The following is a 26,087-nucleotide window of genomic DNA, read 5'->3' on the forward strand; positions in this document are numbered from 1 at the left end:
ATCCGCCAATACATTGAGCAACAACAGACGCCGCATTAGCCGCCGAAAGGACGCCGACGGCGTCCGCGCTATCCTTCCCCGGCCTAAAGGCAGCCTAAAGGCCGAGGCTTGCCGCGCACCTGGTCAACCCCGAGCGCTCGCGCCGCCGGCTGGCCGCGCACCTGCCGTCGCGTGTCGAAGCGGGGCAGCCCGCGGTGGCTGCTGGCTGAATCCCGAACGCCCGGGCGATGACCCGGGCCTACGGCCCGGCACCGCCGCTGGCTTGCGCCACCGCTTCGTGCACCAGCGCCGCGAATGCGCGCATGGCCGGCGACGGTGAGCGCCCGGCCAGCGACACGATCCCATACTGCGCCCTCAGCTCGGTTGGCGGGTGCATCGGCAGGGCCACGGCCATGCCTTGCGCGCAGGCGTCGGCCATCATCGCCACGGGCACCAGCGCCACGGCATCGACGGCCAGCAGCAGCGAGCGCAGCGCGTGCATGTCGTTGCAGGTGACGGTCATCAGCCCGGGCGCGTCCTCGGAGACCGGGCCGCTGCCACCGCGGGCTTCATGCAGTGCCTGCCGGAAGAAGCGCAGGACATGCGCCGGCAGCCGGGTCCCGGCCACCGGATAGGCGCGCAGCTCAGCCAGGGTGACTTCGCGCTGCCGCGCCAGCGGATGCCCGCTGCGCACGAAGAATGCCGTTTCCAGCGCCGGCAGCCGGTCAATCTGCAGGTGTCCCTGTTCCGCCAGGCTGCGGCTTTCGCCGACAAAGACATCGAGGCGTTCCGCTTCGAGCGAACGCCGCATGGCCGGCGTGTCGGCGGTCTCCAGGTCGATGCGCAGATGCGGGTAGCGCCGCACCAGCGCCTCGAGCACGGGATCGAGCAGGAACGATGCCGCAAACGGCCCGAAGCCCGCACGGATCGTGCCGATCTCTACTTCCTCCAGCAGTTGTAGGTCGCGCCGCAACTCGCGCTGTTCGCGCAGCATGCGGCGCGCGCGTTCGAGCGCCAGCATGCCGGCGGCGGTTGGCCGCACCTTGCCGTAGCTGCGGTCGATCAGCGGCCCCAGGTCCGCTTCCAGCGCCTGGATGCTGCGCGTCAGCGCCGGCTGCGACAGGTGCAGGGCGCTGGCGGCACGGGCAAAACTGCCTTGCTCGACCAGCGTGACGAAGTGATGCAGCTGCCTTAGCCCCACGTCAGCTCCAGTAAATTAACCAATTCTGCATCAAAAACTGAAAAATATTGCATTGGACGTAATTTCTCAAGCCCGCTAACGTTGTCCTCCAAAACCATAAAGACGACCTGGAGACGACATGAACCGACGCGCATGGCTCGCGCTGGCCGCTGGCGGGCTGATTGGCGGGTTTTCGCTCAGCCTGGCCCTGCCCGCCGCGGCACAGACCTATCCCGCCAAACCGATCCGCATCGTGGTGCCTTATGTGGCCGGCGGCGGCACCGACACCATCGCCCGTGCCATGGGCGAAAAGCGCAGCAAGCGCCTGGGCCAGCCCGTGGTGGTGGACAACAAGGCGGGCGCCTCGGGCATCATCGGCACCGACGCCGTGGCCAAGGCCGCGCCGGATGGCTACACGCTGTTGATGACCCTGACGCAGTCGGTGCTGACCAACCAGTTCCTGTACCAGAAACTGCCCTACGACCCGCGCAAGGACCTGACCATGATCAGCGTGCTGGCCGATGCGCAGCTGGTGCTGGTGGCCCATCCGTCGGTGCCGGCGCGCACCGTGCGTGAACTGGGCGAATACGCGCGCAGCCGGCCAGGCAAGCTCAGCTATGCCTCGTGGGGCGTGGGTTCGCTGTCGCACCTGAGCGGCGCCTACTACGGCAAGCTGGTGCACGGCCAGGCCACGCACGTGCCCTACAAGGGCGAGGCGCCGATGATGCAGGACCTGCTGGGCGGGCAGGTGCAGTTCGGTTTTGCCAGCATCCTGACCGCCAAGCCCTATATCCAGAGTGGCAAGCTCAAGGCGCTGGCGGTGACCGGCACGCAGCGCAGCAGCGCATTGCCTGACATGCCTACCTTCGCTGAGTCCGGCATGCAGGACAGCGCCTTCAAGACCGTCGGCTGGATCGGCCTGGTGGCGCCGGTGGGCGTGCCCGCGCCGATTCTCGCCAGGCTTGAAGGCGAAGTGCGCGCCATCCTGCAGGCGCCCGACATGCAGGAGCGACTGGTCGCGCTGGGGCTGCGCACGGTGGGCAGCTCGCCGGCCGAGGCGCAGGCGCTGTATGCGCGTGACTGGCCGGTGCTGAAGACGCTGGTGGCGGATTCGGGCGCGAAGCTCGACTGATTTACACGACTGGTTTCCGATGGCGGGCGGTGCGGCAATTGCCGTGTGCGCCCGCTTTTCTATTTGCACAATGCCGCGCGGTGCGCTTTTGGAAATCGAATGGAAACCATTGGTATTCGCATCCGCAATGGCGCGTGAAAACCCGGCGAAAATGCTGCAGCAAGGCCGAATTTGCTTGATGTCCGCTTTTGCCGGACTACCATGAAATGCGCGGCGGGATTATCACTGCGGGGTTTTCGTGATTACGAAAATGAGAGTGGGTCCATCGGTTTTGAGGGGTCGTTGGGGGCAGTCATGAAAAGCGATAAAAAGGTGATCCAGTTGCTCAATGGCCAGCTCCGCCATGAGTTGACCGCGATCAACCAGTATTTCCTGCATGCCCGCATGTACCGGCATTGGGGGCTCGGTGCGCTGGGCAAGCACGAGTACGAGGAATCGATCGAGGAAATGAAGCACGCGGACAAGCTGATCGAGCGCATCCTGTTGCTCGATGGCCTGCCCAACCTGCAGGACCTGGACAAGCTGCTGCTCGGCGAGAACACCGAGGAGATGCTCGGCTGCGACCTGAAGCTCGAACAGGTGTCGCAGGCCAGCTGCAAGGAAGCGATCAAGTTTTTCGAATCGGTCGGCGATTATGTCTCGCGCGAGATCGTGGTCGATATCCTGGCCGACACCGAGGAACATATCGACTGGCTCGAGGCGCAGCTGGAGCTGGTGAACAAGGTCGGGCTGCAGAACTACATCCAGTCCGCGATGGGCTAGGGTCCGGTACCGTCTCCTGCAAAGATTTCCATTTCCCGCTACACTGCGGCCCGCAGCACGTAGCGTCGCACAGACGCGGCGTCAGCGGCGGGGTGGCAGAGTGGTGATGCAACGGCCTGCAAAGCCGTACACGACGGTTCGATTCCGTATCCCCGCCTCCAGTTTTTTCTTTGCCCGGCACATGTTGCCGGGCAGTCTTGCGCGCGCCCGCGCAATTTCCCCGATTTTCATGCGCCTGTCACAGTGACCCGCCATGCGCGGCAGCCATGCCGTGGCGCGCGTAATGCCCGCGATGGCTCGGGCCATTTCGGCCTCGCTGTTCCGTTACTTCCCCAATAGAACAACGCCACCGAATCAGGTAATGTTGCCTGATAGGCCACATGGCCTGCGTGCAACCCGTGCCGCCGGATGGCGGCACAACCATGTCCGGGCTTCCATGGTGTCCCCGTCGCGAGGTGATGTGAAAAAGAGAGGCTCCAGATGATCAAAGACTTGCGGATCCGGGCGGCCGTGCCCTCGGACGCGCCAGCCGTGGGCAGCGTGCTGGAACGCTGCGGCCTGCCCGTGGACGATGTGGCCCGCTTGCTCGAGCACTTCCACGTTGCCATCCTTGGCGCGCAGATCATTGGTTGCGCTGCCGGTGAGCGTTTCGGCGAAACCGTGGTGATCCGCAGCGTTGCCGTATTGCCGGAACACCGCGACCAGGGCGTGGCCACGCATGTGGTGCGCGCCGCGCTGATGCGCGCGCGTGCCAATGGCGCGCGGCGCGCGGTGCTGCTGGCCTCAAGCTGCCCGAGCTATTTCGCGCGCTACGGTTTTACGCTGGTGCCGGCCGCGAAGCTGCCGGCCGAGGTCATGTCATCGAGCGAATTCCACCGCCATACCGATACACCGCCGCTATGCATGTGGTGCGAGCTGGACTGAACCCGCAAGCACCGATGGCACGCCTCAGTGCGCGCCGTCGCAGCGGCTGATCTCTACCGTTACGTGCACCAGTTCCTCATGCACGGATAGTGCCTCGCGCACGCGCTGCGGGGTCAGCACCGGATCGTGCGTGACCAGGCAGGCGATGCAGGCAAACTGCTGCCGGCCCACGCGCCACACATGCAGGTCGGTCACGCGGGTGCGCTTCTCGCCGTTGGCGTAGGCAGGGTCCAGGCCCGCCAGCACCTCGCGCACTTCTTCCACCACCGGGTGGTCCATCTCGCGGTCCAGCAGCACGGTGCCGCTCTGGCGCAGCAGGCCGACGGCCCACCTGCCGACCAGCGCGGCGCCCACCAGGCCCATCACCGGATCCAGCCACGCCCAGCCCAGCCACCAGCCGCCGGCCAGCGCGACAAGCGCCAGCACCGAGGTCGCGGCGTCGGCCAGCACATGCATGTAGGCGGCGCGCAGGTTGATGTCGTGGTGGTGGCCGTGGCCGTGATCATGGTCATGGCCGTGGTGATGGTGGCCATGGTCGTGCCCGTGGTCGTGCCCGTGCGCATGGCCGCCAAGGATCAGCGCGCAGCCCAGGTTGACCAGCAGGCCGAGCGCGGTCACGGCCATGGCCTCGCGGTAGTGGATGGCCTGCGGGCTGAACAGCCGCTCGACCGAGCCGGCCGCCATCAGCGCCGCGATGCCTAGCAGGAACACCGCGCTGGCAAAGCCGGCCAGCACTTCGATTTTCCACGTGCCGAAGGCAAAGCGCCGGTCGCCGGCGTAGCGGCGCGCGGCGGCATAAGCGACGGCCGACAGGCCGATGGCCAGGGCGTGCGAGCTCATGTGCCAGCCATCGGCCAGCAGCGCCATCGAGTTGAACCAAAGGCCGGCGGCGATCTCCACCACCATGGTGGCGGCGGTGATTGCCATCACCAGGCGCGTGCCGCGTTCGGCGGCGCGGTTGCCGGCGTCGAAGGCGTGGCTGTGGGTCCAGGCGGACAAGTCGTGGCTATGCATGGTCGGGTTCTGCTGAGCGCTTGAGAGGTGAAATCCTCACCCTGCGTGGGGTAATGCAGTCACAAGGGTAGCAGAGCCCCGGCGCTTCGGCGGCCGCGTCCCTGACGGTAGCAGGGACAGCTGGCGCGTATTTTGTGTGCTCCCCGCGATACAAATAGCCCTTGATTGTCCGCGGGAATTCCATGCGAGCCTTACATACATTCATGAATGGATGTATGATCCAGCGAAGAATTCACACTGCCTTAACGATGTTGTTGTCCATTCCGAGATGAGTTATCGATTTATCGCTATCTGCCTGACCGCCTGGCTGGGCCTCTGCGCCACCGCGGGCTGGTTTGTCGAGCGCCTCTGGAGCTGACCCCTGCGTCCTGCGCGGATGCTAGGCCGCGCGCGGCGCCTGTGCCAGCCGGTCGAAGAATTGCCACAGCTGTGGCGCATCGCCGGTGGCCACGTTGAAGCGGATCCACGGCGAATCGGTCTCGTCCGGCTCGAAATACGACCCTGGCGCCAGCCAGATGCCATGCTCCAGCGCCAGCGTGGCCAGCCGGTTGCCGTGCAGCGGCTCGCCACGGCGGCTGGCCTGCAGCCGCGCCTGTGCCGCCTCGTTCAGGCGCGCCCAGGCGAACATCCCGCCATCCGGGCGCAGCAGCACCTCCAGCCCGTGGGCTTCCATCTTTTCCGTGACGCGATCCTGCTGCGCGCGCAGGCGCTCGGCCAGCGCCGCCACGTGGCGGCCGTAGTGGCCGCTGGTCAGCACCGAGTAGACCAGCCGCTCGGTGACTTCCGATGAGGTCAGGCCGACCGCCATCTTGGTGCGCGCGAAGGCCTTGGCCAGGTCGGGGCTGGCGGCCAGATAGCCGACCCGCAGCGACGGCGTGATGGTCTTGGAAAAGCCATTGATATAGACCACCTGCGACAGCCCGTCCATGGCCGCCAGCATCGGCGAGCCGGCAGGCGCCAGCTCGCGGTAGATATCGTCCTCCACCACCAGCAGCCGGTGCTGCTCGGCCAGCTGCAGCACGCGGAAGGCGTTCATGCTGCTCAGGCTGGCGCCGGTCGGGTTCTGCAGCACGGTATTGATAAAGAGCGCGCGCGGGGCGTGGGCGCGGATGGCGTCGTCCAGCGCATCGGTATCGAGCCCCGCCGCCGAGCGCGACACGCCCACCACGCGCAGCCCCGCCAGCCGCAGGATCTGCAAGAGGTTGCAGTAGCAGGGCGATTCCACCAGCACCGTATCGCCGGCACGCAGCAGCGTGCGCACCACCAGATCCAGCGCCTGCGTGGCGCCCTGCGTCAGTACCACCTGCTGCGCCTGCAGCGGGATGCCGTACTGGCCCAGGCCTGCGGCGATATGCTCGCGCAGCGGCGCAAAGCCGTAGGGATGGCCGTAGCCCGACAGCTGCGCCGCCGGCACGCGCGCCGAGGCGCGCATGGCCTGGTGCAGCCCTTCCTCGTTGAGCCAGTCGCCGGGCAGCCAGCCAGCGCCAGCCTTGATCGGCACCGAGTGGTCGGCGAACACATCCGACAGCAGCCACGCCGCGTTCAGACCCGGCGCCTCCCAGTGCGGCGCGCGCGCGCGCCCGGCGGGGGCATGGCGGTGCGCCACGGTATAGCCCGAGCCCGGGCGCGCTGCCAGGTAGCCCAGCGCGGTCAGCCGGCCGTAGGCCTCGGCCACGGTGAAGGTGCTGACGTGGTGGTGCTGCGCAAAGCGGCGCACCGAGGGCAGGGCGGTGCCGGCGCGCAGCGCGCGCTGCTCAACCAGTGCGGCGATGCCAGCAACGATCTGCTCGGTCAGGGTGTCGCCGTCGCGGCGGCTGCGGGTCAGGTTCAGGGTCAGCATCAGGCACTCAGGCAGGCGTGAACCTGTACAGTTTAGCGGCTGGAGGCAGGCCAGGCTGCGGTGGCTTTCCGCAAAGCGAAATTTGCCGCAGTGCAGCGTGGGATGACACCCCGCGGTCCAGGGCGGGTCGTGGCACTGGGGCGGGCTGGTGGCACTCCGATGGCGCTTGCCTGTACGGTTTGGCATGTTCAAACTGCACGGTAAGGCAGTCTTGTCCGGACTGTATATTTTGTCGGCCAGACGCCGCCGGTAGAGTGACCCTCATTGCCGACGCGCTGCCCGCCAGCGTGCTACCCGCCAATCCGACCCGATTCCCCCTAGGAGGACGTATGGACGCCGCCAAGACCGTGATTCCCGATCTCGATGCCCTGTGGATGCCCTTCACCGCCAACCGCCAGTACAAGGCGGCGCCGCGCCTGCTGGCGTCGGCCAGCGGCATGTACTACACCACCCACGACGGCCGCCAGATCCTGGACGGTTGCGCCGGCCTGTGGTGCGTGGCCGCCGGCCACTGCCGCAAGGAAATCTCCGAGGCCGTAGCGCGCCAGGCCGCCACGCTGGACTATGCGCCGCCGTTCCAGATGGGCCATCCGCTGTCGTTCGAGGCCGCCACCAAGGTGGCCGCTATCATGCCGCAGGGCCTGGATCGCATCTTCTTCACCAACTCGGGTTCGGAGTCAGTCGACACCGCGCTGAAGATTGCACTGGCCTACCATCGTGCACGCGGCGAAGGCCAGCGCACGCGCTTTATCGGCCGCGAGCGTGGCTACCACGGCGTGGGCTTCGGCGGCATGGCGGTGGGCGGCATCGGCCCCAACCGCAAGGCGTTCTCGGCCAACCTGATGCCGGGCACTGACCACCTGCCGGCCACGCTGAATATCGCCGAGGCAGCCTTCTCCAAGGGCCAGCCGCAATGGGGCGCGCACCTGGCCGATGAGCTGGAGCGCATCCTGGCGCTGCACGACCCGTCCAACGTTGCCGCCGTGATCGTCGAGCCGCTGGCCGGCTCCGCCGGCGTGCTGGTGCCGCCGGTCGGCTACCTGGAAAAGCTGCGTGAAATCACCAGCAAGCACGGCATCCTGCTGATCTTCGACGAGGTCATCACCGCCTTCGGCCGCCTGGGCGCCGCCACCGCGGCCGAGCGCTTCAAGGTCACGCCGGACCTGATTACCATGGCCAAGGCGATCAACAACGCCGCGGTGCCGATGGGCGCCGTCGCCGTGCGCCGCGAAGTGCATGACACCGTGGTCAATTCGGCCGCGCCGGGCGCGATCGAGCTGCTGCATGGCTACACCTACTCCGGCCACCCGCTGGCCGCGGCTGCCGCCATCGCCACCCTCGACCTGTACCAGCGCGAGAACCTGTTCGGCCGCGCCGCCGAACTGGCGCCGGTGTTCGAAGCCGCGGTGCACGGCGTACGCAGCGCGCCGCACGTGAAGGACATCCGCAACTACGGCCTGGTCGCCGGCATCGAGCTGGAGCCGCGTCCCGGCCAGCCCGGCGCGCGCGCGTATGAGGCCTTCCTGAAGTGCCTGGAGCTCGGCGTGCTGGTGCGCTACACCGGCGACATCCTGGCGTTCTCGCCGCCGCTGATCATCTCTGAAGCCCAGATCGGCGAACTGTTCGATACGGTGAAGAAGGCGCTGCAGGACATCAAGTAAGCGGCGCGCGCCGCATCGCATTGCCGCCGGACCTGCGGGTCCGGCCTCCCTGACTGCACGCCGGGGCGCGCGCTGACTTGCGTGCCGCGGCAATCGAAGGAAATCCCAAGTGAGCATCGCAGAAAACCGGCAACTTGCCGAGATCCACCATTTCATCGGCGGCGCCGTGCGCCGCGCTGGCGGCCAGCGCCTTGCGGACGTATTCAACCCCGCGACCGGCGAGGTCGCAGCGCGCGTGGCGCTAGGCACCACGCAGGACGTGGCAGATGCCGTCGCCGCCGCCCAGGCCGCGTTCCCCGCCTGGGCCGACACGCCGCCGCTGCGCCGCGCACGCATCCTGTTCAAGTTCAAGGAACTGCTCGACCAGCACCAGGATGACCTGGCCGCGCTGATCACGCGCGAGCATGGCAAGGTGTTCTCGGATGCGAAGGGCGAAGTCACGCGCGGCATCGAGGTGGTGGAATTCGCCTGCGGCATCCCCAACCTGCTCAAGACCGATTTCACCGACAACATCGGCGGCGGCATCGACAACTGGAACCTGCGCCAGCCGCTGGGCGTGGTGGCCGGCATCACGCCGTTCAACTTCCCGGTGATGGTGCCGATGTGGATGTTCCCGGTGGCAATCGCCTGCGGCAATACCTTCGTGTTGAAGCCGTCGGAGCGCGATCCGTCGCCGAGCCTGCTGATTGCCGATCTGCTGCGCCAGGCGGGATTGCCCGATGGCGTGTTCAATGTCGTGCAGGGCGACAAGGAAGCCGTGGACGCGCTGCTCGCGCATCCAGACGTCCAGGCGCTGTCGTTCGTCGGCTCGACGCCGATCGCCGAGTACATCTATACGGAAGGGACCAAGCACGGCAAGCGCGTGCAGGCCTTGGGCGGCGCCAAGAACCACCTGGTGGTGATGCCGGATGCCGATCTCGACCAGGCGGTCGATGCGCTGATCGGTGCCGCGTATGGTTCTGCCGGCGAGCGCTGCATGGCGATCTCGGTAGCTGTAGCGGTGGGCGACGTCGCTGACAAGCTCGTGCCGCGTCTCGCCGAACGCGCCAGCTCGCTGAAGATCCGCAACGGCATGGAGTCCGACGCCGAAATGGGTCCGCTGGTAACCGCTGCGCACAAGGCCAAGGTGGAGGGCTATATCGCCAAGGGCGTGGAAGAGGGCGCGACGCTGGTGACCGATGGCCGCGGTCATACCGTACCCGGCCATGAGAACGGCTTCTATGTCGGCGGCACGCTGTTCGACAACGTCAAGCCGGATATGACGATCTACAAGGAAGAGATCTTCGGTCCGGTGTTGTCGGTGGTGCGCGTGCATGACTTTGCCGAAGCCGTGGCGCTGATCAATGCGCATGAATTCGGCAACGGCGTATCGTGCTACACCAGCGACGGCGGCATCGCGCGCGCGTTCGCGCGGCAGATCCAGATCGGCATGGTCGGCATCAACGTGCCGATTCCGGTGCCGATGGCCTGGCACTCGTTTGGCGGGTGGAAGCGCTCGCTGTTCGGTGACCACCATGCCTATGGCGAAGAGGGCGTGCGCTTCTATACGCGCTACAAGAGCGTGATGCAGCGTTGGCCGGATTCGATCGCCAAGGGCGCTGAGTTCACCATGCCGGTGGCTAAGTAGTTTGTTGTGCCTATTGGCGGGGACCGGTTGGCGGTCCCCGCTCCGTTCAGGGCGGCCCGCTTGTTCAAGGAGGCAGGGGATGAACGTCAGACGTATCGTCGCCAATATCTCGGCCGCGGAGCCTTCGCTTGCGCGCGCCTTCTACCAGGACGTCCTTGGTCTCGACCTGCTGATGGATCACGGGTGGATCCAGACTTATGGCCGCGACACTGCCATGTCCGTTCAGGTCAGCGTGGCGTCGGAGGGTGGCAGCGGTACACCCGTGCCGGACCTGTCCATAGAGGTTGACGACGTCAATGAAGCGCATCGCCGCATGGTGGCCGCGGGCTTTGCCATCGAATACGGCCCGGCCGACGAGCCGTGGGGCGCGCGCCGTTTCTATGTGCGTGATCCGTTCGGGCGACTGGTGAATATCCTCATGCACGCCTGAGCGCGGCTATTCCGCGCTGCAAGTGCTGGCCTGCCGGTAGGCGCTCGGCGTGCCGGCTTCTCCCTTGTTCCAGCAGGCGCGGAAGGCCTGCACGCTGGCGAAGCCGCTCTTCAACGCGATCGCTTCCACCGGCAGCGTCGATGCGGCCAGCAGCTTGCGCGCGCGTGCCATGCGCAGGGTCAGCTGGTATTGCTTCGGCGTGAGGCCGGTTTCCTCATGGAACAGGCGCGACAGGTGCCTGACGCTGACCGCGAAACGCTGCGCAAAGCGCGGGTCAGCGACGTTGGCTTCCAGGTCGCGCGCGATCGCATCCTGCACTGCATGCACCAGCGGATTGCCGTGCGAGCGTGCGCTGAACTGCGGTTCAAGCTGCGGATCGGCGCCGAAGCGCCGGAACGGCACGACGTTGTCGCGCGCCACCGCAATCGCGGCCTCGTCGCCGCAGGCGTTGGCCACCAGCCGCAGCGCCAGGTCGATGCCGGAGGCCACGCCGGCCGAGGTCCAGACATTGCCGTCGCGGACGAACACGCGGTTGTCGATCACCGAGGCATCCGGATGGCGCGCGCGCAGGCGCTTGATATGTGCATGGTGTGTCGTGCACAGGCGCCCGTCGAGCAGGCCCGCTGCGCCGAGCAGGAAGGCGCCGGTGCAGACTGCGGCCACCTGCACGCCGCCATTCCTGCCCTCACCAAAGCTATCCCTCAACCATGCCGCGCTATCGTGCCACGCAGGCGATGTCGTCAGTGTGTCCAGAAGTTTGCTGCCAACGGCAATGACCACGTCGCCGGCTTCGAGCCGGGTGGGCAGGCGTTCAACCCGGCCAAGCGCCGGACCCTGGAAGGACGTGACGCTGGAATGCGGGCCGACGCAGCGCACAGTGAGTGGCGCAAGGCCAAGTTCTGCCACGCTCGACAGGATCTGTAGCGGCCCGCCGAGGTCGAGCATGTGGACATTGGGCAGCACCAGGAAATAGGCGGTAGTCATCACCAGTGTGGAGATCGCGAGGCCGATGCCGGCATTCTCGCGCGAATTACAGGCTTTGTATCGGCGATGGCCGAAAATTTGCTTTTCTGGTCCATGGCGTTGTCCCGGCAGGCGGCCGGCCTTCCTTAGCATGGTCAACGAACCCCTGCCAAAGAGAGATCGCCATGCACCGCACCCGCCTGCCCGCCGTCACCGTGGCCCTGGTCGCCATCGGCTTTGCCGTGATGTTCGTGTCGACCGCGGTGAAGGGCCTCTACCAGGTGTACTTCGTCGACCTCGCCACGCACTTCGGGCAGGGCCGTGCGCAGTTTGCCTGGTCCGGCAGTGTCTTTATGCTGGCCACCGGGCTGATGTCGCCGGTGGTCGGCGCGCTCAGCGATCGCGTCGGCCCGCTGCGCACCGCGGCCGCCGGTGCGCTGGCGGCAGGCATTGCGCTGGGCAGCGCGGCGCTGTGGCCGGGATCGCTGACGTTTTTCGTGCTGATGTTCGGCCTTGCCGGCGCGTTCGGGCTGGCGGCCATGACCTTTGTGCCGATGGGCATCCTGGTGGACCGGCTGTTCGAGGAACGCAGGAAGGGGCTGGCCTATGCGGTGGTTACCAACGGCACCGCGATCGGCTTTGTCGTGCTGTCGCCGCTGTGGATCTGGCTGCAGCCGCAGGCGGGCTGGATCACGGCGTTCGGCGTGGCGGGTGCGGTGTTTGCGTTGCCGGTGGCAGGCGCCTTGTGGCTGGCTTCGCGCTGGGAGCCGGCGTCCGCACCGGCGCCACGCACGGCCGAGGCCGACGTGCCGGCATGGACGGTGGTGCGGCGTGACCCGGTGTTCTATGCGCTGGCAGCCGGCTTCTTCGGCTGCGGCGCCACCATGGCCTTTATCGACGTGCACCTGATCGCGTACTGGCAGGGGCAGGGCGTGCCGCGGCTGGCGATGGGCTATGCGATGAGCACGCTCGGTGCACTGGAGCTGGCCAGCGGCCTGGTCTCCGGCGCGCTGGCACTGAGCTGGGACAAGCACCGGCTGCTGGCCTCGTTCTACGCGCTGCGCTCGGCGTCGATGCTGTTGCTGCTGGTGCCGGGCCTGGGCGTGCTGCCGTTTGCGGTCGGCTTTGGCGCCAGCTACCTGGGCACGGTGATCCTGACCTCGATGTTCTGCTTCGAGCGCTATGGCAGCCGGATCAAGGGCAAGGTGTTTGGCCTGCTGTTCCTGGGGCACCAGCTGGGTGCCTTCCTGACGGTGCAGCTGGGGGCCTGGTCGTTCGATGCCACGCGCAGCTACCAGCACAGCATCACGGCGCTGGTGGCGGTGACGCTGTGCTCCGCCGCGTGTTCGTGGTTTGGCCTGCGCCGCGCGGGACCGTTGCCGGCCCTGGCCAAGGGCCCGGCGCACGCCGCGGTGCCCGAGGCTGCCAGCCGCTGAAGTGCTGATGCTGCCGCGGCTCCTGCTTGCCTGCGCGGCCCTTGCTCCGCTGGGTCTGGGGGCCTGGGCGATGCCGTGGGCGCCGCGCGCAAGGATTGCCGCGCTGGCGGCACTGGCCCTTGCCGGCGCCGCACTGCTGGCGCTCGATCCGCTTGCCGCCGCACTGGCGCGCGTGGACGGCATCCTGTCGGCGCCCGGCTGCGGCGGCTGACCTGGATTGCCTTCCTGGTGTGGCTGGCGGTGGGGCTGGTCTACTTCGGCTACGCGCGGCGCAATGCCGTGCTGCATAACCACGGCGGCTGAGCGCCTTCAGCTGCCGCGCCCGGCCGCGGCCTTCATGAAGGCCACCGCGCGCGGCTCGTTGGCGTAGGCGGCGTTGATCCGGATCCATGCCGAGGTCTCGCCGCCCGGGCGGAAGTAGTTGCCTGGGGCCAGCGTCACGCCGTATGCCTCGCCCAGCGTCACCAGTTCGCGCGAATCCTCGATGCCGGGCGGGCGTGCCCACAGGAAGTTGCCGCCGGACGGCTGGCAGAACACCTCCCAGCCGTTGCCGGTCAGCTGCCGCACGGCATTGGCGGAGGCCTCGCGCACGCGCAGGCGCAGCCGCTCCACATATTTGCGGTAGCCGCCGCGTTCCAGCAGCGCCGCCGTCACCGCCTCGGCGAAGTGCGAGCCGGCCACGCTGGTCAGCACCTTCACATCGACCAGGTCCTTGACCAGCGCCTTGTCGGCCACCAGGTAGCCGACCCGCAGCGAGGCCGACACCGTCTTGGAAAAGCCGCCGATGTAGATCACGTGCTCAAGCTGGTCCAGCGTGGCCAGTCGGTCGGTGAAGTGGGTCTGGAAGTCCGAGAAGATGTCGTCCTCGACAAAGCGGAAGCCATGCCGGCGCGCCAGCTCCAGCAGCCGGAATGCCACCGGCGGCGCCAGCGTCGACCCGGTCGGGTTCTGCAGCACGCTGTTGGTGAAGAACAGCTTGGGCTTGTGCTGGCGCAGCAGCGCCTCGGTGGCGTCTGGGTCGGGCCCGTTGGCCGTGTGCGGCACGCCCACCAGTTGCACCCCATGCAGCCGCAGCAGGCCGAACAGGTTGTAGTAGCCGGGATCTTCCACGAACACCGTATCGCCGGGCTTGAGCAGGTGGCGCACCACCAGGTCCAGCGCCTGGCTGGCACCGGTGGTGATCAGCACTTGCGGCAGTTCGGCGGCGATGCCCAACTGGCGCACGCGCAGCAACACCTGGCGGCGCAGTTCCGGATGCCCCATCGGCGTGGCGTAGTGGATCACGCTGTCGATCTCGTTGCGCGAGATCGCGCGGATCGCCTGCGTCAGCCCCTCAACGTCGCGCCAGGTTTCCGGCACAAAGCCGCCGGCCAGCTTGAGCGTGCCGCTGGGGTGGTTGAACTGCTCGAGGATGTGGTCGGAAAGATCCTCGGCCAGGCTCGGATCCGACCAGCCGCACGCTGAGCGCCCCGCCAGCGGACTGTCCGCCACATAGAAGCCAGAACCCTGGCGCGAATCCAGCAGCCCCTGCGATACCAGCCGGTCATAGGCTTCGATCACCGGGAAGCGGCTGATGCCGTTCGCGGCTGCCAGCTGACGGATCGACGGCAGCTTTGCGCCGGGCCGAGCCTCGCGGTTGCCGATCCACGACTTCACGCCGTTGACGATCTGATCGGTCAGTGGAATTCCGGTAGAAGCATCTAAGATTAGTTTCATAAGGCAGGGCAGCCGGGGGAAACCGGAGGACGCAACTGTCAGGGAAAACTACTGAACAGTTCATCGAAAACTGTTCACAACTGTACATGGGATTGTAGTGAGGGATGCGAATAATGGAAGCATGGCGGAGAAAGGCGCCGGCTCCTGTGGTCATTCGGCGTCCAGGAGTCGGCACCGGACCAGACCGCCGGGCTGATGAGGAGTGCGACATGCGCGAACTACGGACTTTCGAACTGGACGAGCCCGGACAGCCAGTGAGCTGGCGCGCCGGTTACGGGCAGACCGTCTGCGCGGCGGTGGGCAAGCTGTGGGTGACGGTGGAAGGCAATCCCACTGACATCTGGCTGGAGCCGGGCGCCGAACTGCCGTTGCCGGAGGGCTACCGGGTGTGGCTGTCGGGCGATGGCGCGGGCGCGCGCTTCGCGCTGGCCCAGGTGCCGGCGCCGTGGTCGCTGCGGCGGCTGGCGGCGTGGCTGCGGGCGATGCGGCACCGGGTGGAGGAGCACAGCACCGATGCGTTCGGGGAGTGCCCGAGGATCTGGGCCTGAGCGGCCACTCACGCTGTGCCGGAACGGCCACCTGCGGGTGGCCTTTTGTTTGCCCGGGGGCTTGCGCGGCGCCTGCCGCGGGCGCCTACTCTATAAGGACTGCCCCGCCCCACGCACGCCGGTATCGGGGTTCCGCCCCATTGCTTTACGTTAACGTCAACTTCATATAATCGATCGGCCCCGACCCGGGGCGCAGCCCGCGCATTTGCAGCCAAGCCGGCACAAAACGGCACGTCCGGCGCACGCCGCGGCAGCAGCCAACACCAGAAACGGTGGAGACAATGACCGACCTTTCCGATGTGCATGATGTGCGCCGCGGTGCGCCCCAGCCCAAGCCCACTGTGCAAGGCCGCGGTCCGGTCAACAAGGTGCGCTTTGTCACGGCGGCGTCGCTGTTCGATGGCCATGACGCCTCGATCAACATCATGCGCCGCATCCTGCAGTCGCATGGCTGCGAGGTGGTCCACCTCGGCCACAACCGCTCGGTCGAGGAAGTGGTGACGGCGGCGCTGCAGGAAGACGCGCAGGGCATCGCGATTTCCAGCTACCAGGGGGGACATGTCGAGTTCTTCAAGTACATGGTCGACCTGCTGCGCGAGAAGGGCGGCGAGCACATTCAGGTCTTTGGCGGCGGCGGCGGCGTGATCGTGCCGGACGAGATCCGCGAGCTGCAGGCCTACGGCGTGGCGCGCATCTTCAGCCCCGAGGACGGCCAGCGCATGGGCCTGGCCGGCATGATTGCCGACATGGTGCAGCGCTGCGACATCGACCTGTCGCGCTATGCGCCGGCCACGTTGGAACCCGTTGCCCGTGGCGATCGCCGCGCGCTGGCCCAGCTGATCACCGCGCTGGAGAACGGCAAGGCCGATCCCGCGCTGGTGGGCGCGATGCATGCGCAGGCAAAGCAGGCATCGATTCCGGTGCTCGGCATCACCGGCACCGGCGGCGCCGGCAAGTCGTCACTGACCGACGAACTGATCCGCCGCTTCCGGCTGGACCAGCAGGATGCGCTCTCCATCGCCGTGATCTCGATCGACCCGTCGCGGCGCAAGTCTGGCGGCGCGCTGCTGGGCGACCGCATCCGCATGAACGCGATCAACCACCCGAACATCTTCATGCGCTCGATGGCGACGCGCGAGGCGGGCTCGGAGATCTCGCAGGCGCTGCCGGACGTGATCGCCGCGTGCAAGGTGGCCGGTTTCGACCTGGTGATCGTCGAGACCTCGGGCATCGGTCAGGGCGATGCAGCCATTGTGCCGCACGTCGACCTGTCGCTCTATGTGATGACGCCCGAGTTCGGCGCAGCCAGTCAGCTCGAGAAGATCGACATGCTGGACTTTGCCGACTTCGTCGCCATCAACAAGTTCGACCGCAAGGGCGCGCAGGACGCGTGGCGCGATGTGGCCAAGCAGGTGCAGCGCAACCGCGAGCAATGGCACGGCAAGGCCGAGGACATGCCGGTGTACGGCACGCAGGCGTCGCGCTTCAATGACGATGGCGTGACCATGCTGTACCAGGGACTGCGCGCGGCGCTGGCCGAACGCGGCCTGAAGCTGCAGCCGGGCGTGCTGCCGGCGCAGGCGGGGCGCATCTCCACCGGCCAGAATGTGATCGTGCCGCCGGCGCGCAGCCGCTACCTGGCGGAACTGGCAGACACGGTGCGCGGCTACCACCGCCGCGTGATGACGCAAAGCCGCCTGGCGCGTGAGCGCCAGCAGCTGCGTGAATCGAGCCGCATGCTGCAGGCCGCGCAAGGCGATGGCGCGGCGCTGGACGCGCTGGCCGCCGAACGCGACAGCGCGCTGGGCCAGGTCGAACGCAAGCTGCTGGCGATGTGGCCCCAGATGCGCGAAGCCTACAGCGGCGACGAATACGTGGTCAGGATCCGCGACAAGGAGATCCGCACGGGGCTGGTCACCACCACGTTGTCCGGCACCAAGGTGCGCAAGGTGGTGCTGCCGCGCTTCGAGGATGACGGCGAGGTGCTGAAGTGGCTGATGCGCGAGAACGTGCCCGGCAGCTTCCCCTACACCGCCGGCGTGTTCGCCTTCAAGCGCGAGAACGAGGACCCCACGCGCATGTTCGCCGGCGAGGGCGATGCCTTCCGCACCAACCGCCGCTTCAAGCTGGTGTCCGAAGGCATGGATGCCAAGCGCCTGTCGACGGCGTTCGACTCGGTCACGCTGTATGGCGAAGACCCGCACGTGCGCCCCGACATCTACGGCAAGGTCGGCAACTCCGGCGTGTCGATCGCCACGCTCGACGACCTGAAGGTGCTGTACGACGGCTTCGACCTGACCAGCCCGAGCACCTCGGTGTCGATGACCATCAACGGCCCGGCCCCGACCATCCTGGCGATGTTCATGAACACCGCCATCGACCAGCAGCTCGACAAGTTCCGCGCCGACAACCAGCGCGAGCCCACCGCAGACGAGGAAGCCAAGATCCGCGCCTGGGTGCTGCAGAACGTGCGCGGCACGGTGCAGGCGGACATCCTCAAGGAAGACCAGGGCCAGAACACCTGCATCTTCTCCACCGAGTTCTCGCTCAAGGTGATGGGCGATATCCAGGAGTACTTTGTCCACCACCAGGTGCGCAACTTCTACTCGGTGTCGATCTCCGGCTACCACATCGCCGAGGCCGGCGCGAACCCGATCTCGCAGCTGGCGTTCACGCTGTCCAACGGCTTCACCTATGTGGAGGCGTACCTGGCGCGCGGCATGCATATCGATGATTTCGCGCCCAACCTGTCGTTCTTCTTCTCCAACGGCATGGACCCCGAGTACAGCGTGCTGGGCCGCGTGGCGCGCCGCATCTGGGCCGTGACCATGCGCGACAAGTACGGCGCCAACGAGCGCAGCCAGAAGCTCAAGTACCACATTCAGACCTCGGGCCGCTCGCTGCATGCGCAGGAGATCGACTTCAACGATATCCGCACCACGCTGCAGGCGCTGATCGCGATCTACGACAACTGCAATTCGCTGCACACCAACGCCTACGACGAGGCCATCACCACGCCCACCGGCGAGTCGGTGCGCCGCGCGCTGGCGATCCAGCTGATCATCAACCGCGAGTGGGGCGTGGCCAAATGCGAGAACCCCAACCAGGGCAGCTTCCTGATCGAAGAGCTGACCGACCTGGTGGAAGAGGCGGTGCTGCAGGAGTTCGAGCGCATCGCCGAGCGCGGCGGCGTGCTGGGCGCGATGGAGACCGGCTACCAGCGCGGCAAGATCCAGGAAGAGTCGCTCTACTACGAGCAGCTCAAGCACGACGGCACGCTGCCCATCATCGGCGTGAACACGTTCCGCAACCCGGACGGCGACCCGACCCCGCAGAAGCTGGAACTGGCGCGCTCCAGCGAGGCCGAGAAGCAGAGCCAGCTCGACCGCCTGCAGGCGTTCCAGCAGGCCCATGCGGCCGAGGCCCCGGCCATGCTGGCGCAGTTGCGCCAGGCGGTGATCGACAACCAGAACGTATTCGCGGTGCTGATGGACGCAGTGCGGGTTTGCTCGCTGGGGCAGATCACGCACGCGCTGTTCGAGGTGGGCGGGCAATACCGGCGCAATATGTAGAGCCGGCGGCACCGCGTAGCAAGCAGTGCCCGATTACCGCGCAGGGCGGCCGCAGTGAAGGGCCGCCCTGCGTTACACTCGAAGGCTGTGCCGGCGCCCGCGCCACGGCAAACGTATTCGAGACAAAGCAAGCCAAAGATCATGGACACCCAGTACAACCCGACCAATATCTTCGCGAAGATCCTGCGCGGCGAGCTGCCGTGCATCAAGGTCTACGAGGACGACGACACCATCGCCTTCATGGACATCATGCCGCAGGCCGACGGCCATACGCTGGTGGTGCCCAAGGAAGCCGCGGTCAACCTGTTCGACCTGTCCGAGCAGGGCGCGCAGGCCGCCATCGTTGCCACGCAGCGGGTGGCGCGCGCGGTGCGCGCGGCGTTTGCGCCCGACGGCATCTCCATCGGCCAGTTCAACGGCGCGGCCGCGGGCCAGACCGTGCCGCACGTGCATTTCCATATCGTGCCGCGCTATGCCGACAGTGCCCTGCGCGGCCACGCGCGCGAGATGCAGGACCCGGAACAGCTCAAGGGTCATGCCGAGCGCATCATTGCCGCGCTGCGCGAGCAGGGCGCCTGAACCCGCGCCTGAACCGATTTATCAGCAATCCAACCAAGCAGAGGAAGACAAGATGAGCATCAGGACAGTGGGCATCGTCGGTGCCGGCACCATGGGCAATGGCATCGCCCAGGCCTGCGCAGTGGTAGGTCTCAACGTGGTGATGGTCGACATCAGCGATGCCGCCGTGCAGAAGGGTGTTGCCACCGTGGCGGGCAGCCTGGACCGGCTGATCAAGAAGGAAAAGCTGACCGAGGCCGACAAGGCCAGCGCGCTGGCGCGCATCAAGGGCAGCACCTCGTACGACGATCTCAAGGCCACTGATATCGTGATCGAGGCCGCGACCGAGAACTACGACCTGAAGGTCAAGATTCTCAAGCAGATCGACAGCATCGTCGGCGAGAACGTGATCATCGCGTCCAACACCTCGTCGATCTCGATCACCAAGCTGGCCGCCGTGACCTCGCGCGCCGACCGCTTTATCGGCATGCACTTCTTCAACCCGGTGCCGGTGATGGCGCTGGTGGAACTGATCCGCGGCCTGCAGACCAGCGACACCACCCATGCCGCCGTCGAGGCCCTGTCGAAGCAGCTCGGCAAGTACCCGATCACGGTCAGGAACAGCCCGGGCTTCGTCGTCAACCGCATCCTGTGCCCGATGATCAACGAGGCCTTCTGCGTGCTGGGCGAAGGCCTGGCCTCGCCGGAAGAGATCGATGAAGGCATGAAGCTGGGCTGCAACCACCCGATCGGCCCGCTGGCGCTGGCTGACATGATCGGCCTGGACACCATGTTGGCCGTGATGGAAGTGCTGTACACGGAGTTTGCCGATCCGAAGTACCGCCCGGCGATGCTGATGCGTGAGATGGTGGCTGCCGGCTACCTGGGCCGCAAGACCGGCCGCGGCGTGTACGTCTATAGCAAGTAAGCTTCCCGGCACTTGCTGCGTGGCACGGCGGCCGCCTGCGGGCGGCCGCCGCTTTTTCCGGTGCCGGTTCCGGTCGCCGCCAAATCCCGCTTACACGGCGTTATATGCCGAAACACTCCGCCGCATCCGGTAACAGGAATGCGCGGTAGAGTGCACCGTTCCGTTTACGACAAGACAAGTTCCATGGCTCACCCGATTCTCTTTGCTGCGCTGCTCGCGGGCGCAATGTCCCTGCTGGCGGCCCGTTCGGCGATGGCTCATGTGGATGTGGGCGTGCAGGTCGGCGCGCCGGTCTATGTGGCCCCGGCCCCTGTGTATGTGGCGCCTCCGCCGCCCGTGGTCTATGCGCCGCGCTACCACGGCTGGCATGGCGACCGCTATTGGGACGGACGCCGCTGGTATGGCCGCGGTGAGTGGCGCGGGCGGCATCACCACTCTCATCACTATCGGGACTACGATCGCCATTACGGGCGCGGCCACGGCCATGGGCACGGGCACCGCGGCCACGGCCACTGACCCTCTCGCCGGCTGACGCGCCGCCACGACGCGGCGCGTCGCGGCGTTCAGCGCAGCAGCACCAGACGCGGCACCGCGTCCGCGCCGCTCCAGACCACCGCGTTCTGTTCGTATTTCTCGCCGAGTGCCCGGGCATCCTCCAGCGACAGCCCCGGCACCAGGAAGCTCGGCTCTGCCGGCCAGCCGTTGGCAGGATGCTCGCCGGCGGCTTCGATTGCGCGCAACCCCATCTTTGCCACGTCCCGCGCCAGCGCCTGCTGGCGCCGTGCGTTGGCGTCGTCGTCGCAGCGCAGGCTGAACGGGTTGGCGGCGGTAATGAAGGCGCTCGATGCCACGCCCAGCGCGCGGTGCAGCGCCGCCAGCGGGGCGCTGGGTTGGTCTACCAGCAATATCATCGGCAGGTCGCCCAGCACGCGGTAATGCGTCTCGCGATAGGCCTGCAGCGTGGCGGCATCGATGGCGCTGGCCATGTTATTCGCCGTACTGGCGCAACCCCTCCAGGTCCAGCACCTCGATCACGCCGTAGTCCACCCGCACCAGGCCCTGCTGTTCCAGCACCTTGAGCGCCTGGTTGGCGCGCTGGCGCGAAATGCCTGCAAGCAGGCCGATCTCTTCCTGCGAGATCTCCAGCGTCGTGCCGATCCCCGGATACAGGTGCTCATTGAACAGCGACGACACCGCGCGCGCCACGCGCGAATCGATGTCGAGCAGCCGTTCATATTCCACCGCCGCGATGAACTGTCCCAGGCGTTCGTTGAACTGCGTCAGCAGGAAGCGCGTGAACGGCAGGCTGGTATCCAGCAACCACAGAAAAGTGTCGCGCGGCAGGAAGGCGATGGTCGAGCGGCGCAGCGCCATCACGTCGTACTTGCGGATTTCCGACTTGAGCACCGCGCCTTCGCCGAACCAGCCGCCGGTGGGCACGCCGGTGAAGGTGACCGACTTGCCCGAGGGCGACACCGTGGTGATCTTGACGATGCCTTCGAGCACGCCCATCCAGTGCTCAGCCATGTCACCCTTGTGACAGACGTAGTCGCCCTGGGTGTACTCGTGCACGAACATGGCGCGGCGCACGCGTTCGCGCTGCTCGGGGCTCAGGTCTGCTGCCCATACGCAGCGGTCGACAAAATCGTTCAGCATGGCCTGCAGAAGCTCCCGTAGGGATTAACCCGGAATTGTCACCGGCGTGACAACCGGGGTTGTTGGCATGGGCTATCGTACGATCACAACGGAACCGCGGGTGCCACCAGCGGCACGCCGGGGCAAGGCGCAAGCCTTCCCGGCGGCCTGATGCAAGGCACACCGGGCTTGATGCCGGGCGGCAATTGCTGCCGGGCAAAGCAAGCCAAGTATAACGACCGGACCGGCGCTTGACACCGGGCGTGGATCCCCACGCCGGAGGGACAGGAGACAGCGATGCAGGAATCGTCGGCGACGACCTTCCCGCGATGGCTGCTGGCGCACGCCCAGCAGCGGCCGGATCATCCGGCTCACCGCGAGAAGGATCTCGGCATCTGGCAGACATACAGCTGGGCCCAGGCGGCCCAGCAGGTGAGGGCGCTGGCTTGCGGGCTGGCCGCGCTCGGCTTCAGGCGCGGCATGAACCTGGCGGTGGTGGGCGACAACCGCCCGCGGCTGTACTGGGCCATGACCGCGGCGCAGGCGCTGGGCGGCGTGCCGGTGCCGCTGTACCAGGACGCCATCGCCAACGAGATGGTCTACGTGCTCAACGATGCGGAAATCGAGTTCGCCATCGTCGAGGACCAGGAGCAGGTCGACAAGCTGCTGGAAGTGGAGGCGCAGCTGGCCGAGTCCGGCCGCGCCGTGCGCCACGTCATCTTTGAAGACCCGCGCGGCCTGATGGACTACGACCACCCGTCGCTGATGTCTTATGAACGGCTGCAGGAACTGGGCCGCGAGTTCGACCAGGCGCACCCGGGCTTCTATGACGAGGCCATCGCCGCCGGCCAGCCCGAAGACACCGCGATCATCCTCTATACGTCGGGCACTACCGGCAAGCCCAAGGGCGTATGCCATTCGCACTACGGCTTGATCGGCGCGGCGCGCAACGGCTGCGCCTTCGACAAGCTGAGCGCTGACGACGACGTGCTGTCCTACCTGCCGATGGCATGGGTGGGCGACAACCTGTTCTCCTACGCGCAGGCGATGGTGGCGGGCTTCACGGTGAACTGCCCGGAATCGCGCGAAACGGTGATGACCGACCTGCGCGAGATCGGCCCCACCTACTACTTTGCGCCGCCGCGCATCTATGAAGGGCTGCTGACGCAGGTGATGATCCGCATGGAGGATGCCGGCTGGATCAAGCGCAAGCTGTTCCACTGGGCCATGGATGTGGCGAAGCGCTGCGGCACCGATATCCTTGACGGCCAGCCGGTATCGCTCGCGGACCGCGCGCGCTACGCCCTGGGCGAAGTGCTGGTCTACGGCCCGCTGCGCAATGTGCTGGGCATGAGCCGCATCCGCGTGGGCTATACCGCGGGCGAGGCGATCGGACCGGACCTGTTCCGCTTCTACCGCTCGATCGGCGTGAACCTGAAGCAGTTCTACGGCCAGACCGAGACCTGCGCCTATGTGTGCCTGCAGCCGGACGGCAAGGTCAAGTTCGATTCCGTAGGGCCGGCCGCGCCCGGCATGGAAATCCGCATCGCCGACAACGGCGAGGTGCTGGTGCGCGGCGTGGGCCTGCTCAAGTCCTACTACAAGCGCGACGACGCCACGCGCGAGGCCATCAACGACGAGGGCTACTTCATGACCGGGGACGCCGGTGTGATCGACGCCGACGGCCACCTGAAGATCATCGACCGCGCCAAGGACGTGGGCAAGCTGGCCGATGGCTCGATGTTCGCGCCCAAGTACATCGAGAACAAGCTCAAGTTCTTCCCGTACATCAAGGAAGCGGTGGCCTTCGGCAGCGACCGCGACCAGGTCTGCGCCTTTATCAACATCGACTTCGAGGCCGTGGGCAACTGGGCCGAGCGCCGCCACCTGCCGTATGCCGGCTATGTCGACCTGGCCGCGCAGCCCGACGTGCTGGAAATGATCGGCGAGTGCGTGAACCAGGTGAATGCCGATCTGGCCAACGACCCGATGCTGGCCGGATCGCAGGTGGCACGCTTCCTGGTCCTCCACAAGGAACTGGATCCGGACGACGACGAGCTCACGCGCACGCGCAAGGTGCGCCGCGGCTTTATCGCCGACAAATACGGCGTGCTGGTGGAGGCGCTCTATGCGGGCAAGTCCGAGCAGTTCATCGAGACGCGCGTCAAGTTTGAAGACGGGCGCGAGGGCAGCGTGTCGGCCACGCTGAAGCTGGTCAATGCGAAGCGCCTGCCTGTGGCGGCGCGCGCGGCATGAGCGAGGGCAGCAAGATGACGCAAGTAGCCTGGCAAGGCGCGGGGCAGCGCGAATGGGCGGGGACGGCACGCACGGATGCCAGCGGCACGGGCAGCGGCGGCGCGATCGCCCCGGCAGGCCCGATGTCTCCCGCGGGTCTGGCGGATGACAGCGGCGCGCATCCCGGCACGCAGCGCGCACAGCGCACCGGCGAGCAGGCGCGCACCGGCGGCGAGGTGATCCTGGACCTGCAGCATATCTCGCTGTCGTTCGGCGGGGTCAAGGCGCTGACCGATATCTCGTTCGATGTGTGCGAGCACGAGGTGCGCGCCATCATCGGCCCCAACGGCGCCGGCAAGAGCTCGATGCTCAACGTGATCAACGGCGTCTACCACCCGCAGCAGGGACGCATCGTGTTCCGCGGCGAGGAGCGCAAGCAGATGCACCCGACCGCCGCGGCGCGCCAGGGCATTGCGCGCACCTTCCAGAACATCGCGCTGTTCAAGGGCATGACGGTGCTGGACAACATCATGACCGGGCGCAACACGCAGTTCCGCACCGGGCTCTTCGCCCACGCGCTGTGGTGGGGCCCGGCGCGCAACGAAGAGATGCGCCATCGCCAGAAGGTCGAGGAAGTGATCGACTTCCTCGAGATCCAGTCGATCCGCAAGACCCCGGTGGGGCGCTTGCCGTATGGCCTGCAGAAGCGCGTGGAGCTGGCGCGCGCGCTCGCGGCCGAGCCCTCGATGCTGCTGCTGGACGAGCCCATGGCCGGCATGAACGTGGAAGAGAAGCAGGACATGTGCCGCTTCATCCTGGATGTGAACCGGCAGTTCGGCACCACCATCGTGCTGATCGAGCACGACATGGGCGTGGTGATGGATATCTCCGACCGCGTGGTGGTGCTCGACTACGGCAAGAAGATCGGCGACGGCACGCCGGACGAGGTCAAGGGCAACCCTGACGTGATCAAGGCGTACCTGGGCACTTCGCACTGAGGCTCTGAACCATGACGTTCTTCTTTGAAATCCTGATCGGCGGCTTGCTCTCGGGCCTGATGTACTCGCTGGTGGCGCTGGGCTTCGTGCTGATCTACAAGGCCTCAGGCGTGTTCAACTTCGCGCAGGGCGCGATGGTGTACTTCGCCGCGCTGGCGGTGGTGGGGCTGATGGACAAGGGCCTGCCGATGTGGGCCGCGGTGATCGGCGCCTTCGTGGTGATGATCCTGGTCGGCATGAGCACCGAGCGCTTCGTGCTGCGCAAGCTGGTCAACCAGCCGCCGATCACGCTGTTCATGGCGACCATCGGGCTATCATTCTTCCTCGAAGGCCTGGGGCCGCTGCTGTTCGGCAATGAAGTGCGCCCGATCAACCTGGGCATCGTCGACGAGCCGATCGAATCGATCCTGACCAACTTCAATATCGTGCTGTCCAAGTTCGACATCGCGGCGGCGGCCATCGCCGGCGTCCTGGTGGGATCGCTGGCGCTGTTCTTCCAGTACACCAAGGTCGGCCGCGCGCTGCGCGCGGTGGCCGACGACCACCAGGCGGCGCTGTCGCTGGGCATCCCGCTGCAGAACATCTGGGCCATCGTCTGGGGCGTGGCAGGCTTCGTTGCACTGGTGGCCGGCATGCTGTGGGGCTCGCGCAATGGCGTGCAGTTCGCGCTCACGCTGACCGCGCTCAAGGCGCTGCCGGTGCTGATCCTGGGCGGCTTCACCTCGGTGCCGGGCGCCATCGTCGGCGGGCTGATCATCGGCGCCTCGGAGAAGCTGGCCGAGATCTATATCCCGCCGGTGTTCCAGTCGATGTTCGGGGGCAACTTCGGCGGCATCGAAGGGTGGTTCCCGTATGTGTTCGCCCTGCTGTTCCTGCTGGTCCGCCCCGAAGGGCTGTTCGGCGAGAAACACATCGATCGCGTCTGACCGACTTCGCACAGGAGACTTAC

Annotated in this window: 23 protein-coding genes, 1 tRNA gene and 1 pseudogene; 18 read left to right on the plus strand and 7 right to left on the minus strand. The window is 66.7% G+C overall.

Annotated elements, in window-relative coordinates; translation table 11 throughout:
* Positions 1-238 precede the first annotated feature (238 nt).
* Positions 239-1,180, minus strand: a complete 942-nt coding sequence (locus tag AC1Q7H_RS03645) for a LysR family transcriptional regulator (protein WP_013955360.1) — start codon at positions 1,178-1,180, stop codon at positions 239-241.
* Between the two features lie 118 nt (positions 1,181-1,298).
* Between AC1Q7H_RS03645 and AC1Q7H_RS03650 the strand changes: the two genes are divergently transcribed.
* The 4 genes from AC1Q7H_RS03650 to AC1Q7H_RS03665 all read left to right on the plus strand — a co-directional run bounded on the left by AC1Q7H_RS03650 (position 1,299) and on the right by AC1Q7H_RS03665 (position 3,977).
* A complete protein-coding gene (locus AC1Q7H_RS03650; RefSeq protein WP_492380968.1) occupies positions 1,299-2,291 on the plus strand; it encodes a Bug family tripartite tricarboxylate transporter substrate binding protein in 993 nt (330 codons plus the stop codon).
* A 294-nt stretch (positions 2,292-2,585) separates the two neighbouring features.
* Positions 2,586-3,053 (plus strand): bacterioferritin, encoded by a 468-nt coding sequence (gene bfr / locus AC1Q7H_RS03655; protein WP_013955362.1) that lies wholly within the window; start codon positions 2,586-2,588, stop codon positions 3,051-3,053.
* Between the two features lie 86 nt (positions 3,054-3,139).
* Positions 3,140-3,214 (plus strand) — tRNA-Cys (locus tag AC1Q7H_RS03660).
* A 319-nt stretch (positions 3,215-3,533) separates the two neighbouring features.
* Positions 3,534-3,977, plus strand: a complete 444-nt coding sequence (locus AC1Q7H_RS03665; protein WP_013955363.1) for a GNAT family N-acetyltransferase — start codon at positions 3,534-3,536, stop codon at positions 3,975-3,977.
* Positions 3,978-4,001: 24 nt separating this feature from the next.
* Here the strand turns inward: AC1Q7H_RS03665 and dmeF are convergent, their stop codons facing one another.
* Positions 4,002-4,991, minus strand: a complete 990-nt coding sequence (gene dmeF / locus AC1Q7H_RS03670) for a CDF family Co(II)/Ni(II) efflux transporter DmeF (RefSeq protein ID WP_492378406.1) — start codon at positions 4,989-4,991, stop codon at positions 4,002-4,004.
* Between the two features lie 379 nt (positions 4,992-5,370).
* On the minus strand, positions 5,371-6,831 hold the full coding sequence (locus tag AC1Q7H_RS03675) for an aminotransferase-like domain-containing protein (RefSeq protein WP_492380969.1): 1,461 nt from the start codon (positions 6,829-6,831) through the stop codon (positions 5,371-5,373).
* Positions 6,832-7,160: 329 nt separating this feature from the next.
* On the opposite strand from AC1Q7H_RS03675, the gene aptA reads away from it, so the two are divergent.
* The 3 genes from aptA to AC1Q7H_RS03690 all read left to right on the plus strand — a co-directional run bounded on the left by aptA (position 7,161) and on the right by AC1Q7H_RS03690 (position 10,549).
* Positions 7,161-8,492 carry an omega-aminotransferase AptA gene (gene aptA, locus AC1Q7H_RS03680; RefSeq protein ID WP_492380970.1) on the plus strand — a complete coding sequence of 444 codons (1,332 nt, stop codon included), beginning with the start codon at positions 7,161-7,163 and terminating at the stop codon, positions 8,490-8,492.
* Between the two features lie 109 nt (positions 8,493-8,601).
* Positions 8,602-10,119: a CoA-acylating methylmalonate-semialdehyde dehydrogenase gene (locus tag AC1Q7H_RS03685; RefSeq protein ID WP_492380971.1), complete on the plus strand. Its 1,518-nt coding sequence runs from the start codon at positions 8,602-8,604 to the stop codon at positions 10,117-10,119.
* A 79-nt stretch (positions 10,120-10,198) separates the two neighbouring features.
* Positions 10,199-10,549: a VOC family protein gene (locus tag AC1Q7H_RS03690; RefSeq protein WP_492380972.1), complete on the plus strand. Its 351-nt coding sequence runs from the start codon at positions 10,199-10,201 to the stop codon at positions 10,547-10,549.
* Positions 10,550-10,555: 6 nt separating this feature from the next.
* Here the strand turns inward: AC1Q7H_RS03690 and AC1Q7H_RS03695 are convergent, their stop codons facing one another.
* The gene (locus tag AC1Q7H_RS03695; RefSeq protein ID WP_492380973.1) at positions 10,556-11,533 is read right to left on the minus strand and encodes a GlxA family transcriptional regulator; all 978 of its coding nucleotides are present in this window, start codon (positions 11,531-11,533) and stop codon (positions 10,556-10,558) included.
* A gap of 164 nt (positions 11,534-11,697) precedes the next feature.
* Here AC1Q7H_RS03695 and AC1Q7H_RS03700 point away from each other — a divergent pair, with 164 nt between their 5' ends.
* From AC1Q7H_RS03700 to AC1Q7H_RS03710, 3 genes and pseudogenes are all read left to right on the plus strand, one after another.
* Positions 11,698-12,948: an MFS transporter gene (locus AC1Q7H_RS03700; protein ID WP_492380974.1), complete on the plus strand. Its 1,251-nt coding sequence runs from the start codon at positions 11,698-11,700 to the stop codon at positions 12,946-12,948.
* 7 nt (positions 12,949-12,955) lie between these two features.
* Complete coding sequence (locus AC1Q7H_RS03705) at positions 12,956-13,159, plus strand: hypothetical protein (RefSeq protein ID WP_492381048.1); 204 nt, start codon at positions 12,956-12,958, stop codon at positions 13,157-13,159.
* A pseudogene (locus AC1Q7H_RS03710) lies at positions 13,141-13,251 on the plus strand (amino acid permease C-terminal domain-containing protein); the annotation flags it as partial. The gene AC1Q7H_RS03705 and the pseudogene AC1Q7H_RS03710, both read left to right, overlap by 19 nt.
* A gap of 6 nt (positions 13,252-13,257) precedes the next feature.
* Here AC1Q7H_RS03710 and AC1Q7H_RS03715 read toward each other — a convergent pair.
* The gene (locus AC1Q7H_RS03715; RefSeq protein WP_013955375.1) at positions 13,258-14,664 is read right to left on the minus strand and encodes an aminotransferase-like domain-containing protein; all 1,407 of its coding nucleotides are present in this window, start codon (positions 14,662-14,664) and stop codon (positions 13,258-13,260) included.
* A 209-nt stretch (positions 14,665-14,873) separates the two neighbouring features.
* On the opposite strand from AC1Q7H_RS03715, the gene AC1Q7H_RS03720 reads away from it, so the two are divergent.
* The 5 genes from AC1Q7H_RS03720 (at position 14,874) to AC1Q7H_RS03740 (ending at position 20,786) form a co-directional block, all read left to right on the plus strand.
* Positions 14,874-15,212: a DUF2917 domain-containing protein gene (locus AC1Q7H_RS03720; protein ID WP_211980589.1), complete on the plus strand. Its 339-nt coding sequence runs from the start codon at positions 14,874-14,876 to the stop codon at positions 15,210-15,212.
* Between the two features lie 281 nt (positions 15,213-15,493).
* Positions 15,494-18,784: a fused isobutyryl-CoA mutase/GTPase IcmF gene (gene icmF / locus AC1Q7H_RS03725; protein ID WP_211980590.1), complete on the plus strand. Its 3,291-nt coding sequence runs from the start codon at positions 15,494-15,496 to the stop codon at positions 18,782-18,784.
* A 141-nt stretch (positions 18,785-18,925) separates the two neighbouring features.
* Complete coding sequence (locus tag AC1Q7H_RS03730; RefSeq protein WP_013955378.1) at positions 18,926-19,363, plus strand: HIT family protein; 438 nt, start codon at positions 18,926-18,928, stop codon at positions 19,361-19,363.
* 52 nt (positions 19,364-19,415) lie between these two features.
* Complete coding sequence (locus AC1Q7H_RS03735) at positions 19,416-20,270, plus strand: 3-hydroxybutyryl-CoA dehydrogenase (protein WP_153953181.1); 855 nt, start codon at positions 19,416-19,418, stop codon at positions 20,268-20,270.
* A 183-nt stretch (positions 20,271-20,453) separates the two neighbouring features.
* Entirely contained in the window at positions 20,454-20,786 is a 333-nt protein-coding gene (locus AC1Q7H_RS03740) for a hypothetical protein (RefSeq protein WP_013955380.1), read from the plus strand.
* 47 nt (positions 20,787-20,833) lie between these two features.
* On the opposite strand, the gene AC1Q7H_RS03745 is transcribed toward AC1Q7H_RS03740, so the two are convergent.
* Both AC1Q7H_RS03745 and AC1Q7H_RS03750 read right to left on the minus strand, forming a co-directional pair.
* Entirely contained in the window at positions 20,834-21,256 is a 423-nt protein-coding gene (locus AC1Q7H_RS03745) for a DUF3293 domain-containing protein (RefSeq protein WP_211980591.1), read from the minus strand.
* Position 21,257: 1 nt separating this feature from the next.
* On the minus strand, positions 21,258-21,926 hold the full coding sequence (locus AC1Q7H_RS03750; protein ID WP_013955382.1) for a Crp/Fnr family transcriptional regulator: 669 nt from the start codon (positions 21,924-21,926) through the stop codon (positions 21,258-21,260).
* A gap of 276 nt (positions 21,927-22,202) precedes the next feature.
* Here AC1Q7H_RS03750 and AC1Q7H_RS03755 point away from each other — a divergent pair, with 276 nt between their 5' ends.
* Genes AC1Q7H_RS03755 through AC1Q7H_RS03765 form a run of 3 tightly spaced genes read left to right on the plus strand, consistent with a single transcriptional unit; the run spans position 22,203 to position 26,064 of the window.
* Positions 22,203-24,161: an AMP-dependent synthetase/ligase gene (locus AC1Q7H_RS03755; protein WP_492378414.1), complete on the plus strand. Its 1,959-nt coding sequence runs from the start codon at positions 22,203-22,205 to the stop codon at positions 24,159-24,161.
* Between the two features lie 14 nt (positions 24,162-24,175).
* On the plus strand, positions 24,176-25,138 hold the full coding sequence (locus AC1Q7H_RS03760) for an ABC transporter ATP-binding protein (RefSeq protein WP_013955385.1): 963 nt from the start codon (positions 24,176-24,178) through the stop codon (positions 25,136-25,138).
* 11 nt (positions 25,139-25,149) lie between these two features.
* Positions 25,150-26,064, plus strand: coding sequence for a branched-chain amino acid ABC transporter permease (locus AC1Q7H_RS03765; RefSeq protein ID WP_013955386.1), 915 nt, complete (start codon positions 25,150-25,152; stop codon positions 26,062-26,064).
* Positions 26,065-26,087: the final 23 nt, after the last annotated feature.

The sequence above is a fragment of the Cupriavidus sp. GW823-FHT06D04 genome (assembly GCF_058795055.1).

Excerpts from the sequence above, each read along its gene's own strand:
- AC1Q7H_RS03730 (WP_013955378.1), top strand. The coding sequence starts at position 18,926 with ATGGACACCCAGTACAACCCGACCAATATCTTCGCGAAGATCCTGCGC.
- AC1Q7H_RS03695 (WP_492380973.1), bottom strand. The coding sequence starts at position 11,533 with ATGACTACCGCCTATTTCCTGGTGCTGCCCAATGTCCACATGCTCGAC.
- AC1Q7H_RS03750 (WP_013955382.1), bottom strand. The coding sequence starts at position 21,926 with ATGCTGAACGATTTTGTCGACCGCTGCGTATGGGCAGCAGACCTGAGC.
- AC1Q7H_RS03715 (WP_013955375.1), bottom strand. The coding sequence starts at position 14,664 with ATGAAACTAATCTTAGATGCTTCTACCGGAATTCCACTGACCGATCAG.
- AC1Q7H_RS03690 (WP_492380972.1), top strand. The coding sequence starts at position 10,199 with ATGAACGTCAGACGTATCGTCGCCAATATCTCGGCCGCGGAGCCTTCG.
- AC1Q7H_RS03650 (WP_492380968.1), top strand. The coding sequence starts at position 1,299 with ATGAACCGACGCGCATGGCTCGCGCTGGCCGCTGGCGGGCTGATTGGC.
- icmF (WP_211980590.1), top strand. The coding sequence starts at position 15,494 with ATGACCGACCTTTCCGATGTGCATGATGTGCGCCGCGGTGCGCCCCAG.
- AC1Q7H_RS03745 (WP_211980591.1), bottom strand. The coding sequence starts at position 21,256 with ATGGCCAGCGCCATCGATGCCGCCACGCTGCAGGCCTATCGCGAGACG.
- dmeF (WP_492378406.1), bottom strand. The coding sequence starts at position 4,991 with ATGCATAGCCACGACTTGTCCGCCTGGACCCACAGCCACGCCTTCGAC.
- AC1Q7H_RS03675 (WP_492380969.1), bottom strand. The coding sequence starts at position 6,831 with ATGCTGACCCTGAACCTGACCCGCAGCCGCCGCGACGGCGACACCCTG.
- aptA (WP_492380970.1), top strand. The coding sequence starts at position 7,161 with ATGGACGCCGCCAAGACCGTGATTCCCGATCTCGATGCCCTGTGGATG.
- AC1Q7H_RS03700 (WP_492380974.1), top strand. The coding sequence starts at position 11,698 with ATGCACCGCACCCGCCTGCCCGCCGTCACCGTGGCCCTGGTCGCCATC.
- AC1Q7H_RS03665 (WP_013955363.1), top strand. The coding sequence starts at position 3,534 with ATGATCAAAGACTTGCGGATCCGGGCGGCCGTGCCCTCGGACGCGCCA.
- AC1Q7H_RS03740 (WP_013955380.1), top strand. The coding sequence starts at position 20,454 with ATGGCTCACCCGATTCTCTTTGCTGCGCTGCTCGCGGGCGCAATGTCC.
- AC1Q7H_RS03765 (WP_013955386.1), top strand. The coding sequence starts at position 25,150 with ATGACGTTCTTCTTTGAAATCCTGATCGGCGGCTTGCTCTCGGGCCTG.
- AC1Q7H_RS03735 (WP_153953181.1), top strand. The coding sequence starts at position 19,416 with ATGAGCATCAGGACAGTGGGCATCGTCGGTGCCGGCACCATGGGCAAT.
- AC1Q7H_RS03755 (WP_492378414.1), top strand. The coding sequence starts at position 22,203 with ATGCAGGAATCGTCGGCGACGACCTTCCCGCGATGGCTGCTGGCGCAC.
- AC1Q7H_RS03720 (WP_211980589.1), top strand. The coding sequence starts at position 14,874 with ATGCGCGAACTACGGACTTTCGAACTGGACGAGCCCGGACAGCCAGTG.
- AC1Q7H_RS03760 (WP_013955385.1), top strand. The coding sequence starts at position 24,176 with ATGACGCAAGTAGCCTGGCAAGGCGCGGGGCAGCGCGAATGGGCGGGG.
- bfr (WP_013955362.1), top strand. The coding sequence starts at position 2,586 with ATGAAAAGCGATAAAAAGGTGATCCAGTTGCTCAATGGCCAGCTCCGC.
- AC1Q7H_RS03705 (WP_492381048.1), top strand. The coding sequence starts at position 12,956 with ATGCTGCCGCGGCTCCTGCTTGCCTGCGCGGCCCTTGCTCCGCTGGGT.